A 17296-nucleotide genomic window follows, 5' to 3' on the forward strand; every position below is an offset into this window, starting at 1 on the left:
TGACCACCACCTGTGACGAGGGACCGGCTGCGAGGGACCGGCCACGACGGACCGGCTTGCGATCCCACGATGAGGTCTCGCGCCGAAGTCCGCAGGCACCCGTGGACGGCCCGGGAACTGTGGACAACTCCCTCACCCGAACGGGAGGTTCCACCCCGCCCGGGCACACGTCACGACAGCCCGGTCACGCCGCTCGGGGCACGGCAGCTCGCTTCACGGCAGCCCCGTCCGCGTCCGTTCCCTTCACAGCAGTCCAGGCCGAGTCCGTTCGCGCCACAGAGGGGCGGGCCACCCCGCCCCACAGAGGTGTGGGCCACCCCGGCGCGGAGCGCGGAGGTTCAGCCACGCCCGTTCGCGCCACGGAGGCTCAGGCCACGCCCGTTCGCGTCACGGCAGTTCGAAGCCGGGGTCCATGCCGCCCAGGGCCTTCGTGCACAGGCAGTCGCGCGATCCGTTCTCCGGCAGCGCCGCGACCGCGTCGAACAGCACGCCCCGCAGCCGGTCCACGTTCGCCGCGAACACCTTCAGCACCTCGTCGTGCGAGACGCCTTCGCCGGTCTCGGCACCCGCGTCCAGGTCGGTGACCAGCGTCAACGACGTGTAGCAGAGCTCCAGTTCGCGGGCGAGCGCGGCCTCGGGATGTCCGGTCATGCCGACCACCGACCAGCCCTGCGCCTGGTGCCACAGCGATTCGGCGCGGGTGGAGAACCGCGGGCCCTCTATGACCACGAGCGCGCCGCCGTCCACAGCCTCCCAGTCACGTCCGCGAGCCGCCTCCAGCGCGGCCTTCCGTCCGACGGGGCAGTACGGGTCGGCCAGCGACACGTGCACCACGTTCGGCACCGTGCCGTCGGGCAGCGGCAGCCCGTCGAAGTAGGACTGCGCCCGTGACTTCGTACGGTCCACGAACTGGTCGGGCACGAGCAGGGTGCCGGGCCCGTACTCGGGACGCAGTCCGCCCACGGCGCAGGGGCCGAGGATCTGGCGTGCGCCGACCGAGCGCAGCGCCCACAGGTTGGCCCGGTAGTTGATGCGGTGCGGCGGCAGATGGTGGCCGCGCCCGTGGCGGGGCAGGAAGGCGACCCGTCGGCCGGCGATCTCGCCGAGGAACAGGGAGTCGCTGGGCGGCCCGTAAGGGGTGTCGACCCGCAGCTCGGTCACGTCGTCGAGGAAGGAGTAGAAGCCCGAGCCGCCGATGACGCCGATCTCGGCCGATGCCGTCGGCTGCTCCCCGGCCGGGGTCTGTGAGTTCTCCGTGTTCGCCATGAACGGCACCCTACGGGCTGTCCCGGTGAAGGAACGCGGAAGACCCCGTCGTCGTAGGGCGACGGGGTCTTCCGCGGAAACGGACCTGTGCGGCCTGCGGGCCGTGGGCCACGGCGGCCGGGCCGGGCCGGGGGGAGCCCCGGCCGCGGGCCGAGGAGTCCTAGGCGGCGGAGCTGCCGGCGGAGCCGGTGCCCGACGACTTCGCGCTCGACGACTTCGTGTCCGAGGACGACGAGGCGGACGACGAGGACTTCGTGTCCGAGGTCGAGGACGTGGACGGCTTCGACGCCGGCGAGCTGCTCGACGAGGAGCCGCGGCTGTCGTTGCGGTAGAAGCCGGAGCCCTTGAAGACAATGCCGACGGCCGAGAACACCTTCTTCAGGCGGCCGTTGCAATTCGGGCATTCGGTCAGGGCGTCATCGGTGAACTTCTGCACCGCCTCGAGGCCCTCGCCGCACTCGGTGCACTGGTACTGGTAGGTCGGCACTTGTCTTCCTCCTGGCACTCTCACTCAGTGAGTGCTAACGACGGTCCATACTGACGTATTCCGCGAGATCAGTCCACTGTCACCGGCACGCGGTGACCGACGCCACGTGCGACGGCACGGCTCGGGGCCTGTGCGGCGAGGCGTGAACGCTGTGCCACCAGGGTCGCCAGAGCCAGTGCCGTACCGGCCATCGGCACCAGGAACCCGGCGCCGTCCCAGAGCCTGTCCTCGAGCTGTCCGGCGACCGTGACGGCCGCGGCCTGGCCGAGGGCGACGGCGCCGGTGAGCCAGGTGAAGGCCTCGGTGCGGGCGCCCTGCGGGACGAGGCTCTCGACCAGGGTGTAGCCGGTGATCAGGCTCGGAGCGATGCACATGCCGACGACGAGGCCGAGGCCCGCGAGCACGATCACCGAGTTCGCGGCCCACAGCCCGGAGGCGGCCAGCGCGAGGGCGGCGTACCCGACGACGAGCCGACGCTGCGGGGCCACCTTCCACGCGATGGCGCCGCAGACGATGCCCGAGAGCATGTTGCCGGCCGCGAAGACGCCGTACAGGACACCGTTCATGCCGGGCTCGCCGATCGACTCGCTGTACGCGGCCAGCGAGACCTGCATGCCGCCGAAGACGGAGCCGATGCCCAGGAAGGTCATGATCAGAACGCGCACTCCGGGGATCCGCAGGGCGGAACCGTGCTCCACGCGTGCGTGTCCGGCGGCCGAGACCGCGGGCTGCGTGCTCTTCTGCGCGGCGAACAGCAGACCGCCGACGAGGGTCAGCGACGCCTCGGTCAGCAGGCCCGCGGCGGGGGCGACGGCCGTGCACAGCGCGGTGGCGAGCAGCGGGCCGAAGACGAAGGTGAGCTCGTCGGTGACGGACTCGAAGGCGGCGGCGGTCGACATCAGGGGCGAACCCTGGAGCTTCACGCCCCAGCGGGCCCGCACCATGGGGCCGACCTGCGGCACCGAGGCGCCGGTGGGCACCGCGGCGGCGAAAAGCACCCACAGGGGGGCGTCCGCCAGTGCGAGCGCGGTCAGGGAGAAGCCAGCCACGGCGTGCACGAGGACGCCGGGGAGCAGGACCGCCCGCTGTCCGTGCCGGTCGGCCAGACGTCCGGTGAAGGGCGCGAACAGTGCCATGGAGACACCGGTGACGGCCGCGACGGCGCCGGCCGCCCCGTACGAGCCGGTGGTGTGCTGCACGAGCAGCACGATGGAGATCGTCAGCATGGCGAACGGCTGACGGGCGGCGAAGCCGGGGAGCAGGAACGTCCAGGCGCCGCGGGTGCGCAGCAACTGTCCGTATCCAGGGCGGGAGGTGACCGTGGATGCCACGGCCCGTGCCTTTCTGCCGCCTGGTAGCGCGCCCGTGCGGGGGGCGCCGAGAGCTGTCCTCTTGCGCGGATCTGCGGTAGATACCGGCGCCCCCTGCGGAAGGACGTCACGGCCGCCATACGGTCGCGCCAGCTCTGCGTCAGGCAGAGTTGGTTCGATCAAGGTGTGCCTTCATCGTACAGGGGGTGGCCGTCGGGCCGGGCCTGTGAAAAAGAGCACTCCGCCGCCGTGAGCCTGTGATTGCCCTTCGTCTTCGCGTTTTCGTTCGATGTGTCGTAAGCCCGGCGGGGTCTTCTTAAGAAGCGCGTCCCGGGTTTCGTAAGAACCGGCCGACCGCGCGGCGGTCGTGGTGTGTCACAGACCCGTTCGGTGCTGGGTCCGGTGTTCCCTGCCGCCGTCGTCGACGCCCAGCCAGTCGGCGAGCTTGCCGCCCTGGCCCACCGCGCGCAGACGTCTCTCGGTCGCGTCGCGGACCGGGTCGGTGGCCACGACCAGCAGTTCGTCGCCGAGCCGCAGCACTGTCGTCGGCATGGGCACGAAGGACTTCGACTCGCGGACGACGAGGGTGACGGCCGCGCCCGGGGGCAGCCGCAGCTCGCCCACCTCGACTCCGTGCATGCGCGAGCCCTTGGGGATCGCGACGGACAGCAGATGGCCGCGCAGCCGCTCCAGGGGCGCCGATTCGATGCCCAGGTCGGAGGCCCCCGCGGACGCGCCGAGGCGGAGCTTGCGGGCCAGCCACGGCAGGGTCGGGCCCTGGACGAGGGTGTAGACGACGACCAGGACGAAGACGATGTTGAAGATCCGCTCGCTCTCCGCGACTCCGCTCACCATCGGGATCGTGGCCAGGATGATGGGCACCGCGCCGCGCAGGCCCGCCCAGGACAGCAGCACCTGCTCCTGCCAGGGGATGCGGAACGGCAGCAGGCCCGCGACCACGCTCAGCGGCCGCGCCACCATCGTCAGCACCAGGCCTATGACGAGGGCCGGGACGATGTCGTCGCCCATCTCGTGCGGGGTGACCAGCAGGCCGAGCAGCACGAACATGCCGATCTGGGCGATCCAGCCGAGCCCCTCGGCGAAGCCGCGCGTGGCGGGCCAGTGCGGCAGCTTCGCGTTTCCGAGAAGCATGGAGGCGAGGTAGACGGCGAGGAAGCCGCTGCCGTGGGCGAGCGCGCCGGCGGCGTAGGCCGCGACGGCGATCGCCATCACGGCGATCGGGTAGAGGCCGGAGGCCGGCAGCGCCACGTGCCGCAGTCCGTACGCGCCCAGCCAGCCGACCGCGACACCGATGGCGGCGCCGATGGTCAGCTCCAGCGCTATCTCGCCGAGCAGCGTGTACCAGTGCTCCACGGGGCCGGCGGTGGAGAACGCGACGACCAGGATGACCACCGGGGCGTCGTTGAAGCCCGATTCGGCCTCCAGGATGCCCGTCACGCGCGTGGGGAGGGGGATCTTGCGCAGGACCGAGAAGACCGCCGCGGCGTCCGTCGAGGAGACGACCGCGCCGATGATGAACGCCTGGTGCCATTCCAGGCCGATCAGATAGTGCGCGCCCGCGGCCGTGACGCCGACGCTCACCGCGACGCCCACCGTCGCCAGCGAGGAGGCCGCCGGCAGGGCCGGTCTGATCTCCTTCCACTTCGTGCCGAGTCCGCCCTCGGCCAGGATCACGACCAGGGCCGCGTATCCGATGACCTGGGTCAGTTCGGCGTTGCTGAACTGGACGTCGCCGACTCCGTCCTGGCCGATCGCGACGCCGATTCCCAGGTAGACGAGCAGCGTGGGAAGCCCGCTGCGCGAGGAGATCCGGACCGCCGCCACCGCGACGAGGAGGACGAGCGAGCACACGAGCAGGAGCTGGTTGAGGTGGTGGACAGTCAGGGGCTGTTCCTTTCTCGCCGATCCGGTGCCGCGGGGGCGACGTCCGGATCCGAGCACCGGAAGCCGGCCACTTCAGTGCAAGTACTTCGTTACCTTACCTAACTCTTGACGTTTTCTTGACGTTCCCGGAGGCAAGATCGAACAGTCGTGCTTCCCGGTTTCCTACTCCGCGTCAAGGCGCGGTTGGCCCTGCGCCTATGGTTGCCCCAGCACTCCAGGACCGCCTGCCGCTCGCGTTAGGACAGCAAGGACAGCGATGCCCCCCAACACCACCGCCTCTTCCGGCCAGCAGCCCGGCAAGTCCGGCAGGAAGAAGGGGCGCAAAGCCCGACTGTTCTTGATTGTCCTGGTTCTCGCCATCATCGGAGGCATCGCCTTCGGCGCGTACTGGAGCATCAGCACGGTGCGGGCCTCCTTCCCGCAGACCAAGGGATCCATCCGCATGGACGGGCTGTCCGGGCCCGTGACCGTGCAGCGCGACGGCAACGGGATTCCGCAGATCTACGCCTCGTCCGACGCGGACCTGTTCATGGCCCAGGGCTTCGTCCAGGCGCAGGACCGGTTCTACGAGATGGACGTGCGCCGCCACATGACCTCGGGCCGGCTGTCCGAGATGTTCGGCGAGGGTCAGGTCAAGAACGACGAATTCCTGCGCACCCTGGGCTGGGACCGCATCGCGAAGAAGGAGTACGACACCAAGCTGTCGGCCTCCACCAAGAAGTACCTCCAGGCGTACTCCGAGGGAGTCAACGCCTACCTGAAGGGCCGGAGCTCCGAGGACATCTCCCTGGAGTACGCGGCCCTCGGCTTCACCAACGACTACAAGCCGACCGAGTGGACCCCGGTCGACTCGGTGGCCTGGCTCAAGGCGATGGCCTGGGACCTGCGCGGCAACATGCAGGAGGAGATCGACCGCTCGCTGATGACGAGCCGGCTCGGCCCGAAGCAGATCGCGGACCTCTACCCCGAGTACCCGTACAGCCGGAACAAGACGATCGTCCAGACGGGCTCGTACGACAGTGTCACCGGGACGTACGGCCCCTCGGACACCACCTCGGCGTCCAGCGCGGGCACGGGGCTCGCGGGCGGTACGGCGACGCCCTCCGGGTTCCAGAGCCAGCTCTCGGGGCTCTACAAGGTCCTCGACGACCTGCCCACCGCCGTCGGCGTGAACGGCAACGGCATCGGCTCCAACTCCTGGGTCGTCGCCGGAAGCCACACGATCACCGGCAAGCCGCTGCTGGCCAACGACCCGCACCTGTCCGCGTCGCTGCCCTCGGTCTGGTACCAGATGGGCCTGCACTGCACCGCGGTCTCCGCGAAGTGCCAGTACGACGTCTCGGGATACACCTTCGCGGGCATGCCCGGCGTGGTCATCGGCCACAACGCCGACATGGCCTGGGGCATGACCAACTCCGGGGTCGACGTCACCGACCTCTACCTGGAGAAGATCACCGGCCAGGGCTACGAGTACGACGGCAAGGTGCTGCCCTTCACCACCCGCAAGGAGACGATCAAGGTCGCCGGCGGGGCCGCCAAGACGATCGTCGTCCGGCAGACCCAGGACGGGATGCCGCTGCTCTCCGACCGTGACGACGAACTCGTCCAGGTCGGCAAGAAGGCCACGGTCGACGCGGAGGCGCCCGACCGGGGCGACGGGTACGCGATAGCACTGCGCTGGACCGCGCTGGACCCGGGCAGGACCATGGACGCCGTCTTCGCGATGGACAAGGCCTCCGACTGGAGCGAGTTCCGCAAGGCCGCCGCGTCCTTCGAGGTGCCCTCCCAGAACCTCGTCTACGCCGACGGCGCCGGCGCGAGCGGCAACATCGGCTACCAGCTCCCCGGCAAGATCCCCACGCGCGCCAAGGGCGACGACGGCTCGCTGCCCGCGCCGGGCTGGGACTCGAAGTACCGCTGGACCGGCTACATCAAGCAGTCCGCCCTTCCCTACGAGTACAACCCCAAGCGCGGCTACATCGTCACCGCCAACCAGGCGGTCGTCGACCCGGACAAGTACCCGTACACGCTCACCACGGACTGGGGCTACGGCACCCGCAGCCAGCGGATCACCGACCTGATCGAGTCGAAGACCCGGGGCGGCGCCAAGATCTCGACCGACGACATGCGCCAGATGCAGCTCGACAACAGCAGCGAGATCGCCAAGCTGATCGTGCCCAAGCTGCTCAAGATCGACGTGCCCGACAAGGACGTCCGCGAGGCGCAGAAGCTCCTGGAGGGCTGGGACTACACCCAGGACGCCGACTCCGCGGCGGCCGCGTACTTCAACGCCACCTGGCGCAACATCCTCAAGCTCGCCTTCGGCAACAAGCTGCCCAAGGAGCTGCGGGTCAAGGGCCAGTGCCTGTCGGTCGAGCGGGTCGACACCACCGGTCCCGCGGACGAGGACCAGACGGTGCGCGAGTGCGGCGAGCGTGAGCCGGACCAGGCGCAGCCGGACGGCGGCGACCGCTGGTTCGAGGTGATCCGGAAGATCATCGACGACGAGCACAACGACTGGTGGAAGCTGCCCAGGACGCGCACCGAAGAGGCGAGCACCAGCCGTGACGACCTCTTCCTGCGGGCCATGGGCGACGCCCGCTGGGAGCTGACCGCCAAGCTCGGCAAGGACATCGACACCTGGAGCTGGGGCCGGCTGCACCGCCTGTTCCTGAAGAACCAGACCCTCGGTACCGAAGGCCCCGGTTTCCTGCAGTACATGCTCAACCGCGGTCCCTGGAACCTCGGCGGCGGCGAGGCGACGGTCAACGCGACCGGCTGGAACGCGGCGGGCGGCTACGGGGTGGTCTGGGTGCCCTCGATGCGGATGGTCGTCAACCTCCAGGACCTCGACAAGTCCAAGTGGATCAACCTCACGGGCGCCTCGGGGCACGCCTACAGCGCGCACTACACCGACCAGACGGAGTTGTGGGCCAAGGGAGAACTCCTGCCGTGGGCCTTCAGCAAGAAGGCCGTCGACAAGAAGACGACCGACACCTTGGTCCTGAAGCCCTGAAGCCCTGAAGCCCTGAAGCCCTGAAGCCCTGAGCCCTGAAGTGCTGAAGCCCTGAAGTGCTGAAGCCCTGACGCTTCGGCGGCCGGATGCCGGTGCCTGACGAAAGTGGCCCTCCACGCTTGAGTGGAGGGCCACTTCGCGTTCGCGGCTCCGGGGCCTCGTCCTCCGCAGCCCGCAGCCCGCTGCCCGCCGTCCGGCCCCCCCGCGTCAACGGAAGCGGCGGACGCCGGAAGGGGTCACCACCGCGTGGACGGGCCGGTCGTGCGCCTCCTCCGGGACCCGGTCGACGACTTCGGTGTCGTACAGAAGCACCACCAGTGCCGGATCGGCGCCCGAGCGCTCCAGACGGGCCAGCACGCGGTCGTACGAGCCTCCGCCGCGTCCCAGCCGCATCCCGCGGGCGTCGACGGCCAGACCGGGCAGCAGAACGGCGTCGGCGTCCTGGACGGCCTCGGGTCCCAGCCGCTCGCCCGCGGGCTCCAGGAGGGCCATCTTCCCGCCGTGCCGTACCTCCGTGAGGGAGTCCGGCCCCGTGTACGCGCCCCAGTCCAGGTCGTTGTCCGCGAGCAGGACCGGCAGCAGGACACGCACCCCGCGCGCGTGGAGCGCGTCCAGGAGCGCGAGGGTGCCCGGCTCGCTCCCCACGGACACATAGGCGGCGACGGTGCGGGCCCGCGCCAGTTCGGGCAGTTCCAGGGCGCGGGCGGCGAGCGCGGCGGCCGTTTCCCGCACGTCACCGGCCGTCAACCCGTTTCTCACCAGGAGGAGTCCTCGCCGCAACATTCGCTTGTCAGGCTCTGGTTCGCGTCCGACGTGTCTCACAGGCGACTCCTGTAGCTCTCTTAATCAGTTCATATGACCGTGAATTAACCGGAGCCACAGATTCTGCACATAGCAACCGGTTATGGTTGCGGACATGACTGAGTCACACCCCAGGATCACCAAGGCTGTCATTCCGGCGGCAGGCCTCGGCACCCGGTTCCTGCCGGCCACCAAGGCCACTCCCAAGGAGATGCTGCCGGTCGTCGACAAGCCGGCGATCCAGTACGTGGTCGAAGAGGCCGTGTCGGCGGGTCTTGACGACGTCCTGATGATCACCGGACGCAACAAGCGCCCCCTCGAAGACCACTTCGACCGCAACTACGAGCTGGAATCCGCCCTCCAGAAGAAGGGCGACGCGAGCCGGCTCGCCAAGGTCCAGGAGTCCAGCGACCTCGCGACCATGCACTACGTGCGCCAGGGCGACCCCAAGGGCCTCGGCCACGCCGTCCTGTGCGCCGCCCCGCACGTCGGCCGCGAGCCCTTCGCCGTACTCCTGGGCGACGACCTGATCGACCCCCGCGACCCCCTCCTCGCCCGCATGGTCGAGGTCCAGGAGCAGCACGGCGGCAGCGTCATCGCGCTCATGGAGGTCGCGCCCGAGCAGATCCACCTCTATGGATGCGCCGCCGTCGAGGCCACCGGCGAGGGCGACCTGGTCAAGGTGACCGGTCTGGTCGAGAAGCCGGACACGGCGGACGCGCCCAGCAGTTACGCCGTCATCGGACGTTACGTCCTCGACCCGCACATCTTCGACATACTGCGCAAGACCGAGCCGGGCCGCGGCGGCGAGATCCAGCTCACCGACGCCCTCCAGCAGCTCGCCGCGGACGAGAAGGTCGGCGGCCCCGTGCACGGCGTCGTCTTCAAGGGCCGCCGCTATGACACCGGCGACCGCGGCGACTACCTGCGTGCCATTGTCAGACTCGCATGCGAACGTGAAGACCTGGGCCCGGACTTCCGGACCTGGCTTCGCAGTTACGTAGCCGAGGAGATGTAGGGATTTGAGCAGCGCCGCGACCCGCACCACCGGCCAGGAACACCTCTGGTCGGTGGACGACCACCTGGAGGACATCCTCACGACCGTCCGCCCCCTCGAACCCATCGAGCTGCAACTCCTCGACGCCCAGGGCTGTGTCCTGGTCGAGGACGTCACGGTGCCGGTCTCCCTGCCGCCGTTCGACAACAGCTCGATGGACGGGTACGCGGTCCGGGTCGCGGATGTGGCGGGCGCGAGCGAGGAGTATCCGGCGGTCCTGACGGTCGTCGGTGATGTCGCGGCCGGCCAGGCCGACCAGCCCTACGTGGGCCCCGGCCAGGCCGCCCGCATCATGACCGGTGCCCCGCTCCCGCCGGGCGCCGAAGCCGTCGTCCCCGTCGAGTGGACGGACGGAGGGCTCGGCGAGGGGCCGGTCTCCGGGATGCGCGCGCACAGCGCCTCCCCCGAGGGCTCCTACGGACAGGTCCACGTCCACCGCCCGGCCGAGGCACGCGCGCACGTCCGCGCGCAGGGCAGCGACGTGAAGGCGGGCGACCGTGCCCTCGAAGCGGGCACGATCCTCGGCCCGCCGCAGATCGGCCTGCTCGCCGCCATCGGCCGCGGCACGGTGCGCGTGCGCCCCCGCCCGCGCGTCGTCGTCCTGTCCACCGGCAGCGAACTCGTCCAGCCCGACGAGCAGTTGGGCACCGGACAGATCTACGACTCGAACAGCTTCGCCCTGTGCGCGGCGGCCCGCGACGCGGGAGCCATCGCCTACCGCGTCGGCGCCGTAGCCGACGACGCCGAGACCCTGCGCTCGACCATCGAGGACCAACTCGTCCGCGCGGACCTGATGGTCACGACCGGCGGGGTGAGCGTCGGCGCCTACGACGTCGTCAAGGAAGCGCTCTCGTCCGTCGGCGACGAGGACGAGGAGGGCGGCGGCATCGACTTCCGCACCCTCGCCATGCAGCCAGGAAAGCCCCAGGGGTTCGGCTCCATCGGCCCCGACCACACCCCGCTGCTCGCGCTCCCCGGGAACCCCGTCTCCTCGTACGTCTCCTTCGAGCTGTTCGTACGCCCCGCGATCCGGACTCTGATGGGACTGCCGGACGTCCACCGGTCCACGACCAGGGCGAAGCTCTCCGCGGACAAGGCGCTGACCTCGCCGAAGGGCCGCCGGCAGTTCCTGCGCGGCACCTACGCGGACGGCACCGTGACGCCCGTCGGCGGCGCCGGATCGCACCTGGTCGCCGCCCTCGCGCACGCCGACGCACTGATCGTCGTCCCCGAGCAGGACACCTCGGTCGAGCCCGGCAGCGAGGTCGAGGTCGTCCTCCTCGGCTGACCGGCGACCCGGGGCGGGCGCCCGTCCCGGGTCCACCGCGGGGGCGCCCAGGTCGGGCGGGGGACGAACGGCCCCTCACGGCGATTCGGCGGCGGACGGACGGGCGGTAACGTGTCGCGCACACCAGGCCCACGCGCCGCACCGCGACGGGCCCTGACCGGGAGCGCCCACGCATGACTGTTCCGTCCCGGGGGGAGACCTCCGGAGCACCTGTGCAGAACCGGCTGACCCATATCGACGAGGCCGGCGCCGCGCGCATGGTCGACGTGTCCGGGAAGGACGTGACCGCCCGCACCGCGCGCGCGAGCGGCCGGGTCCTGGTCTCGCCGCGCGTCGTGGAGCTGCTGCGCGGCGAAGGGGTCCCCAAGGGCGACGCCCTCGCGACCGCCCGCATCGCCGGGATCATGGGAGCCAAGCGCACGCCGGACCTGATCCCGCTGTGCCACCCGTTGTCGGTGTCCGGTGTCAAGATTGACCTGTCGGTCGCGGACGACGCCGTCGAGATCCTCGCCACCGTGAAGACGACCGACCGCACGGGCGTCGAGATGGAAGCCCTCACCGCGGTCAGCGTGGCGGCCCTCACCGTGATCGACATGGTCAAGGCTGTCGACAAGGGGGCGGTCATCACGGACGTGAGGGTGGAAGAGAAGACCGGCGGGAAGTCGGGCGACTGGAGCAGGGCATGAGCAGCGGCACCGTCATCGGCGCGGCACTGACCGCCGGCTACAGCGCGCTGGTCGTCACCGCCTCCAACCGCGCCGCCGCCGGCGTCTACGAGGACAAGGGCGGCCCCCTGGTCGCCGCGGGCCTCGCGGAGTCCGGCTTCGCGGTCGACGGGCCGTGGGTCGTCCCCGACGGGGACCCCGTGGAGGAGGCGCTGCGCGCCGGGGTCGAGGCGGGCTACGACGTCATCGTCACCACCGGCGGCACGGGCATCTCGCCCACCGACCGGACCCCCGAGGCGACGCTGCGCGTGCTCGACCGCGAGATCCCCGGAATCCCGGAGGCCATCAGGGCGTTCGGCAGGGACAAGGTGCCCACCGCGGCGCTCTCCCGGGGACTCGCCGGAGTGGCCCGGGCGACGCTGATCGTCAACCTGCCGGGCTCCACCGGCGGGGTCAGGGACGGACTGGCCGTTCTCGACCCCCTCCTGATCCACGCCGTCGACCAGATCCGCGGCGGCGACCACCAGAGACCCAGCGGCACTGGGGGTGCGAGCTGAACAGCCCATCCTGGCCGGTCGAGCTGGTGGACGGCGACGTCGTCCTCCGGCCGATAAGGCTGCGCGACCAGCGGGCCTGGCGCGAGGTGAACCGGCGCAACCGCGACTGGCTGCGCCCCTGGGAGGCGACGATCCCGCCGCCCACGCCGAGCGGCCCGATCGCGCACCGGCCGACGTACCGGCAGATGGTCCGGCACCTGCGTGCCGAGGCCAACGCGGGCCGGATGCTGCCCTTCGTGATCGAGTACCAGGGGCGCCTGGTCGGTCAGCTCACCGTCGCCGGGATCACCTGGGGTTCGATGTGCTCCGGGCACATCGGCTACTGGGTCGACCAGTCGGTGGCGGGCCGCGGCGTGATGCCGACGGCCGTGGCGCTGGTGAGCGACCACTGTTTCCGCACCGTCGGACTGCACCGCATCGAAGTCTGCATTCGCCCCGAGAACGGGCCCAGCCGCAGGGTCGTGGAAAAGCTCGGATTCCGGGAGGAAGGGCTGCGCCCGCGCTATCTCCACATCGACGGTGCCTGGCGCGACCATCTCGTCTTCGCGCTCACCGCGGAGGAAGTCCCCGAGGGACTGCTCGGACGCTGGAGGCGGACGCGTCCGGCGCCGGGACGCTCGGATCAGGTCGGATCGGAGCAGGCCGGTTCACAGAACCCGAGCAAGCGCGGACACCCCGGAAAATGAAATAGGTGTTCGAAAATGATCGGCAGGCGATCGCGCCAGGGCATTAAATTCACGCTCGCGGTGGCCTGCTGATCGCATCGGTCACAAAAAAAGGTCGAAATATCAGCCGGATCGTGCGACACACCGGCGCAATTGGCAGATGGCCTCATACAAACCCCTCTACCGTGTGAGGCGTGAGCAGCAGCGGCCTCATCTACGCAGTCATCGTCGGGGCCTGGGCCGCCTACTTGGTGCCGATGTGGCTCCGTAGGCAGGACGAGCTGAACGAAGCCCGTCCGACGGAACGCTTCAGCACCGCCATCCGGCTGCTGTCCGGACGGGCGGCCATGGAGCGTCGATACGCCAAGGACCTGCGCGCACGCTCCGCCGAGGAGGAGGAGCCCAGCGCCGACCCGGACGGCGTCACCGATTCGGTGGACGTCCGGGCCTTCGCCGTGTCCCCGCCCCGGCCCCAGGCGACGGACCGGCACCGTCCGCACGTGCAGGAACGCGTGCAGGTGCCGGAGCCGGCCCAGGCGGAACAGGGACCGGGCGCACGCGCGACCGGCAAGGAGAGCGGCGCGTACGAGACCTCGGGCACCGCCCGGTCCGTACCGCACCAGGCGGGCCCGCCCGCCCCGAGACCCGCGGCCAAGTCCGCGCCGCAGCAGGCCGCGCAGGCCACGCCGGGCGCGCGCCGGGCGGCATCGGCGGAGGCCGCGGCGCGGGCCCGGCGCACCAAGGTCCTCGCGCGCCGTCGGCGTACGACGGTCCTGCTCTTCCTCGCCTTCACCCTCGGCGCGGTCGTCGCGGCCGTGGGCGGGCTCGCGTTCCTGTGGGCACCCGGCGTGCCGGCCGTGATGCTGAGCTCGTACATCGTGCATCTGCGCGCCAAGGAGCGGCGGCGCTTCACCTACACCATGGACCGCCGCCGGGCCGAGGCCGCGGCGCAGCGGCTCCGGGAGCGGCAGCCCCGCCGGCGGACGGCCGCCGAGGCCGTGGCGGACGAACCGGAGGAGGGCTCCGCGCCCGACACCGACCCCGGCCTCCTGGCCCTCGCCGCCGACCGTCGCGCGCTCGTCGAGCAGACCGACCACGCCGAGTGGGTCGACCAGCAGCGGGAGCGCCAGTGCGGGCCGTCGCAGGGCGAGAGCTGGGATCCGGTGCCGGTTCCGCTGCCGACCTATGTGACCGCGCCGGTCGCGCCGCGGGCGACGTCCAGCGTGGACCTGGGCGCGCCGGACGCGTGGAGCTCCGCGCGTTCCAGCGCGGTGGAGCCGAGCGCGCACGAGGCCGAGCCGGCCGACGAGGACCTCTCCGACGGTGCCGAGGGCACAGGGGCGGCGGACGACACCCGCAGCGACGCCCGCCGGGCCGCGTCCGCGCGGCGCGCCCGCGAGCGCGGCCGCACGCCGCTGTTCGACCAGTACGAGGACGGTGAACGGCCGCGCGCGGCCAACGAGTGACGGGTGGGGCGACGGGTGCCCGCGGCGGTCCGGCTGACCAGGCAGGAACGGATTACCAAGCACCTCGATCGGGATGCTAGAGTTTCACTCGTTGCAAGGGCCTGTGGCGCAGTCTGGTAGCGCACCTCGTTCGCATCGAGGGGGTCTGGGGTTCAAATCCCCACAGGTCCACCGCAGCAAAGAGGCCCGTTCCCATCCGTGGGAGCGGGCCTCTTGCCATGTCCGGAAACAGGCGGCGGCAACTCCCGCCGGTGGCCCCGGGGCTGGCGGTCCTTCGGACGGCGTCCGGCCGCGGGGGAGCCGATGCCGGGGCGGCGGCCGGTCCGGGCACCGCCGGAGGGCCACCGCCCCGGTGGCTAGAGGGCCTTGGCGTAGCAGAGGCTCAGTTCGTGGAAGCGGTAGTAGCCGAACTTGGCGCACGGCTCGTAGCCGCTCGACGCGTAGAGGGCGACCGCCTCGGGCTGCTTGGAGCCGGTCTCCAGGACCATGCGGGTGCGGCCGGCCGCGCGGGCGTCCTCCTCCAGGGCGGCCAGCATCCGCCGGGCGAGGCCGAGACCGCGGGCCTCGGGGACCACGTACATGCGCTTGAGCTCGGCGTCCCCGTCCGCGTAGCCCTCGTCGTTCTCGTCCTGGGTGCGCCAGCCGCCCGTGGCCACCGGGCGGTCCAGCTCGTCGTACGCGATCAGATAGAGGCCGGCCGGCGGGGCGAACATCCGCGGGTCCAGATGCGTGGCGTCACCGCCGTCGCCGTAGCGCACGGCGTATTCGGCCTGAACCTGGTCGTTGAGCTTCAGGGCGTCGGGGTGGTCGAAAGGAACCGGACGGAAATTCATGCGTAATACCGTACATCTATGCGATAGGCGAATGGGTGGACGGGTGATGCCGGGGCCGGCCCCGCCGATAAAGATCGAGTTCTGGACGGCCGCACGGATTAAGTATCGTGCCGGGGTGCTGACTGTGACCTCTGTGAATGTGAACGGGCTCCGCGCCGCCGCGAAGAAGGGTTTCGTGGAGTGGCTCGCGGCGACCTCCGCGGACGTGCTGTGCCTCCAGGAGGTACGGGCGGAGCCCGGGCAGCTTCCCGAGGAGGTGCGCGCGCCGGAGGGCTGGCACGTCGTGCACGCCCCCGCCGCCGCCAAGGGCCGGGCGGGTGTGTCCCTTTACACACGCCGCGAGCCCGACAGCGTCCGCGTCGGCTTCGGGTCCGAGGAGTTCGACTCCGCCGGACGGTACGTCGAGGCGGACCTGCCCGGTGTCACCGTCGCGAGCCTCTACCTGCCCTCGGGCGAGGTCGGGACCGACCGGCAGGACGAGAAGGTCCGGTTCATGGGCGAGTTCCTGGCCCACCTCAAGGAGCTTCGGGTGCGCGCCGCCGCCGACGGACGCGAGGTCGTCGTCTGCGGCGACTGGAACATCGCCCACCAGGAGGCCGACCTCAAGAACTGGCGCGCCAACAAGAAGAACTCCGGCTTCCTCCCGGAGGAGCGCGAGTGGCTCGGCCGGGTCCTCGACGCGCAGGACGGCGGCTATGTCGACGTCGTACGCGCCCTGCACCCGGACGAGGAGGGGCCGTACACCTGGTGGTCTTACCGGGGGCGGGCCTTCGACAACGACTCAGGCTGGAGGATCGACCTTCAGGTCGCCACGCCGGGGCTCGCGGGCAAGGCCGTCAAGGGGTTCGTGGAGCGCGCGGCGACGCACGGGGAGCGCTGGTCCGACCACGCGCCGGTCACGGCGGTCTACGACCTCTGAGCGGCCTCGCCGGGACCCTCGGGCCGAGGGTCCCGTCCGTCCTGGTGGTCCCGGTGGTCCCGCGGGCCCGGGTGATCCCGTAGCCGGCGGTCCATCGCCATCGACAGTTCCGCCTCCACGACGCTCTTGGCCAGGGGGCGCAGGCGTTGGAGGTCGTCGGGGGTGCGGTCCTCGGTGAGGACCAGGGTGGTGAAGAGTTCTGCCAGGGCCTCGGTGTGTTCGCGTACGCGGCGGGCCGCCGTCAGGACGTCCGCGAGCGGGATGCCCTCGCGGACCAGGGCCGCCGAGACGTCGAGGAGGCGGCGGCTGATGTGCACGATCTCGCCGCCGTCCGTGCCGAGATAGCCGAGGTCGAGCGCCGCGGCGAGGTTCTCGCCGGTCACCTGGCCCGCGAAGACGTCGGCCAGTTCCTCGGGGGAGAGGCGGACCGGGGTCTCCTCGCTGGGCTCGCCGAGCCCGAGCAGTTCGCCGACGTCACGGCCGTGGTCGAAGGCCTCGGCCAGTTCGGCGATGCCGTTCAGGGTGTGGCCGCGTTCCAGCAGTGCCGAGATGGTGCGCAGCCGGGCCAGGTGGGTGTCGTCGTACCAGGCGATGCGGCCCTCGCGCCGGGGCGGCGGTATGAGCTTGCGCTCCCGGTAGAAGCGCAGCGTGCGCACGGTGATGCCGGCCTTCTCGGCCAGTTCCTCCATGCGGTACTCGCGGCGGCCCGGCTCCGGTGCGGAGTTGGCGGAGACGGGCTCCCGTGTGGAGCGGGTAGTGGTGGGATCCGGCGCGGGGTGGGTGGTGCCGGGGTCCGGTGTGGAGCGGGGGGTGCCGGGGTCCGGTGCGGAGGCGGCTGCGCCGGGCTCCGTCGTGGGGCGGGCGGTGCCGGGGGTGGGGTTCGGGGGTTCGGGCGGCGCGGCCCGGCGGTGTTCGCCGGGCTTTCGCGTTGCCGTGCCCTCTGTCCGCGTCTCCGCTCCGCGCATTCCTGATCCCTCGGCCACGTCCGCACCCTACGTCGTACCCCCGGTAACTTTCCCGGTCGCGACCCCTACCCATGAGTACGAAGCTGCCCTACCCTC

15 protein-coding genes and 1 tRNA gene are annotated in these 17296 nt (G+C 71.0%); 9 read left to right on the forward strand and 7 right to left on the reverse strand.

Annotated features, from left to right (window positions below; all coding sequences use genetic code 11):
* Positions 1–387 precede the first annotated feature (387 nt).
* The 4 genes from ACFRIC_RS29010 to ACFRIC_RS29025 all read right to left on the reverse strand — a co-directional run bounded on the left by ACFRIC_RS29010 (position 388) and on the right by ACFRIC_RS29025 (position 5025).
* Positions 388–1266, reverse strand: a complete 879-nt coding sequence (locus tag ACFRIC_RS29010; protein ID WP_382791583.1) for an S-methyl-5'-thioadenosine phosphorylase — start codon at positions 1264–1266, stop codon at positions 388–390.
* Between the two features lie 160 nt (positions 1267–1426).
* Positions 1427–1753 carry an FmdB family zinc ribbon protein gene (locus ACFRIC_RS29015; protein WP_382791586.1) on the reverse strand — a complete coding sequence of 109 codons (327 nt, stop codon included), beginning with the start codon at positions 1751–1753 and terminating at the stop codon, positions 1427–1429.
* 68 nt (positions 1754–1821) lie between these two features.
* Positions 1822–3084, reverse strand: a complete 1263-nt coding sequence (locus ACFRIC_RS29020; protein WP_382791588.1) for an MFS transporter — start codon at positions 3082–3084, stop codon at positions 1822–1824.
* A 354-nt stretch (positions 3085–3438) separates the two neighbouring features.
* Complete coding sequence (locus ACFRIC_RS29025) at positions 3439–5025, reverse strand: potassium/proton antiporter (RefSeq protein WP_382791591.1); 1587 nt, start codon at positions 5023–5025, stop codon at positions 3439–3441.
* A gap of 199 nt (positions 5026–5224) precedes the next feature.
* Here ACFRIC_RS29025 and ACFRIC_RS29030 point away from each other — a divergent pair, with 199 nt between their 5' ends.
* Positions 5225–7984 (forward strand): penicillin acylase family protein, encoded by a 2760-nt coding sequence (locus ACFRIC_RS29030; protein ID WP_382791593.1) that lies wholly within the window; start codon positions 5225–5227, stop codon positions 7982–7984.
* Between the two features lie 207 nt (positions 7985–8191).
* On the opposite strand, the gene ACFRIC_RS29035 is transcribed toward ACFRIC_RS29030, so the two are convergent.
* Positions 8192–8767 (reverse strand): 5-formyltetrahydrofolate cyclo-ligase, encoded by a 576-nt coding sequence (locus tag ACFRIC_RS29035; RefSeq protein WP_382791597.1) that lies wholly within the window; start codon positions 8765–8767, stop codon positions 8192–8194.
* A gap of 133 nt (positions 8768–8900) precedes the next feature.
* Here ACFRIC_RS29035 and galU point away from each other — a divergent pair, with 133 nt between their 5' ends.
* The 7 genes from galU (at position 8901) to ACFRIC_RS29070 (ending at position 14654) form a co-directional block, all read left to right on the forward strand.
* Positions 8901–9803 (forward strand): UTP--glucose-1-phosphate uridylyltransferase GalU, encoded by a 903-nt coding sequence (gene galU / locus ACFRIC_RS29040; protein ID WP_382791599.1) that lies wholly within the window; start codon positions 8901–8903, stop codon positions 9801–9803.
* A gap of 4 nt (positions 9804–9807) precedes the next feature.
* Positions 9808–11130, forward strand: coding sequence for a gephyrin-like molybdotransferase Glp (glp, locus tag ACFRIC_RS29045; RefSeq protein WP_382791602.1), 1323 nt, complete (start codon positions 9808–9810; stop codon positions 11128–11130).
* A gap of 173 nt (positions 11131–11303) precedes the next feature.
* Positions 11304–11816, forward strand: a complete 513-nt coding sequence (moaC, locus tag ACFRIC_RS29050) for a cyclic pyranopterin monophosphate synthase MoaC (RefSeq protein ID WP_382791605.1) — start codon at positions 11304–11306, stop codon at positions 11814–11816.
* Positions 11813–12352 carry a molybdenum cofactor biosynthesis protein B gene (locus ACFRIC_RS29055; protein ID WP_382791608.1) on the forward strand — a complete coding sequence of 180 codons (540 nt, stop codon included), beginning with the start codon at positions 11813–11815 and terminating at the stop codon, positions 12350–12352. Before moaC ends, ACFRIC_RS29055 begins: the two co-directional genes overlap by 4 nt.
* A gap of 26 nt (positions 12353–12378) precedes the next feature.
* The gene (locus ACFRIC_RS29060; RefSeq protein ID WP_382791611.1) at positions 12379–13038 is read left to right on the forward strand and encodes a GNAT family N-acetyltransferase; all 660 of its coding nucleotides are present in this window, start codon (positions 12379–12381) and stop codon (positions 13036–13038) included.
* Between the two features lie 173 nt (positions 13039–13211).
* Positions 13212–14483, forward strand: a complete 1272-nt coding sequence (gene glpR / locus ACFRIC_RS29065) for a gephyrin-like molybdotransferase receptor GlpR (protein WP_382791615.1) — start codon at positions 13212–13214, stop codon at positions 14481–14483.
* A 97-nt stretch (positions 14484–14580) separates the two neighbouring features.
* Positions 14581–14654: transfer RNA gene (locus tag ACFRIC_RS29070), tRNA-Ala, on the forward strand.
* A gap of 185 nt (positions 14655–14839) precedes the next feature.
* On the opposite strand, the gene ACFRIC_RS29075 is transcribed toward ACFRIC_RS29070, so the two are convergent.
* Positions 14840–15316 carry a GNAT family N-acetyltransferase gene (locus ACFRIC_RS29075; protein WP_382791618.1) on the reverse strand — a complete coding sequence of 159 codons (477 nt, stop codon included), beginning with the start codon at positions 15314–15316 and terminating at the stop codon, positions 14840–14842.
* Positions 15317–15431: 115 nt separating this feature from the next.
* On the opposite strand from ACFRIC_RS29075, the gene ACFRIC_RS29080 reads away from it, so the two are divergent.
* Entirely contained in the window at positions 15432–16235 is an 804-nt protein-coding gene (locus ACFRIC_RS29080) for an exodeoxyribonuclease III (RefSeq protein WP_382791621.1), read from the forward strand.
* Here ACFRIC_RS29080 and ACFRIC_RS29085 read toward each other — a convergent pair.
* Positions 16223–16924, reverse strand: coding sequence for a MerR family transcriptional regulator (locus ACFRIC_RS29085; RefSeq protein WP_382792068.1), 702 nt, complete (start codon positions 16922–16924; stop codon positions 16223–16225). The two genes, ACFRIC_RS29080 and ACFRIC_RS29085, sit on opposite strands and share 13 nt — an antisense overlap.
* Positions 16925–17296: the final 372 nt, after the last annotated feature.

Origin of the sequence: Streptomyces sp. NPDC056738 (assembly GCF_042790435.1) — a bacterium.
In the GTDB taxonomy this organism is placed as follows: Bacteria; Actinomycetota; Actinomycetes; order Streptomycetales; family Streptomycetaceae; genus Streptomyces.

What these genes read in the sequence shown, in the direction of transcription:
- ACFRIC_RS29010 (WP_382791583.1), bottom strand. Translation starts at nt 1,266, where the DNA reads ATGGCGAACACGGAGAACTCACAGACCCCGGCCGGGGAGCAGCCGACG.
- ACFRIC_RS29030 (WP_382791593.1), top strand. Translation starts at nt 5,225, where the DNA reads ATGCCCCCCAACACCACCGCCTCTTCCGGCCAGCAGCCCGGCAAGTCC.
- ACFRIC_RS29035 (WP_382791597.1), bottom strand. Translation starts at nt 8,767, where the DNA reads ATGTTGCGGCGAGGACTCCTCCTGGTGAGAAACGGGTTGACGGCCGGT.
- galU (WP_382791599.1), top strand. Translation starts at nt 8,901, where the DNA reads ATGACTGAGTCACACCCCAGGATCACCAAGGCTGTCATTCCGGCGGCA.
- moaC (WP_382791605.1), top strand. Translation starts at nt 11,304, where the DNA reads ATGACTGTTCCGTCCCGGGGGGAGACCTCCGGAGCACCTGTGCAGAAC.
- ACFRIC_RS29055 (WP_382791608.1), top strand. Translation starts at nt 11,813, where the DNA reads ATGAGCAGCGGCACCGTCATCGGCGCGGCACTGACCGCCGGCTACAGC.
- ACFRIC_RS29075 (WP_382791618.1), bottom strand. Translation starts at nt 15,316, where the DNA reads ATGAATTTCCGTCCGGTTCCTTTCGACCACCCCGACGCCCTGAAGCTC.
- ACFRIC_RS29085 (WP_382792068.1), bottom strand. Translation starts at nt 16,924, where the DNA reads ATGGAGGAACTGGCCGAGAAGGCCGGCATCACCGTGCGCACGCTGCGC.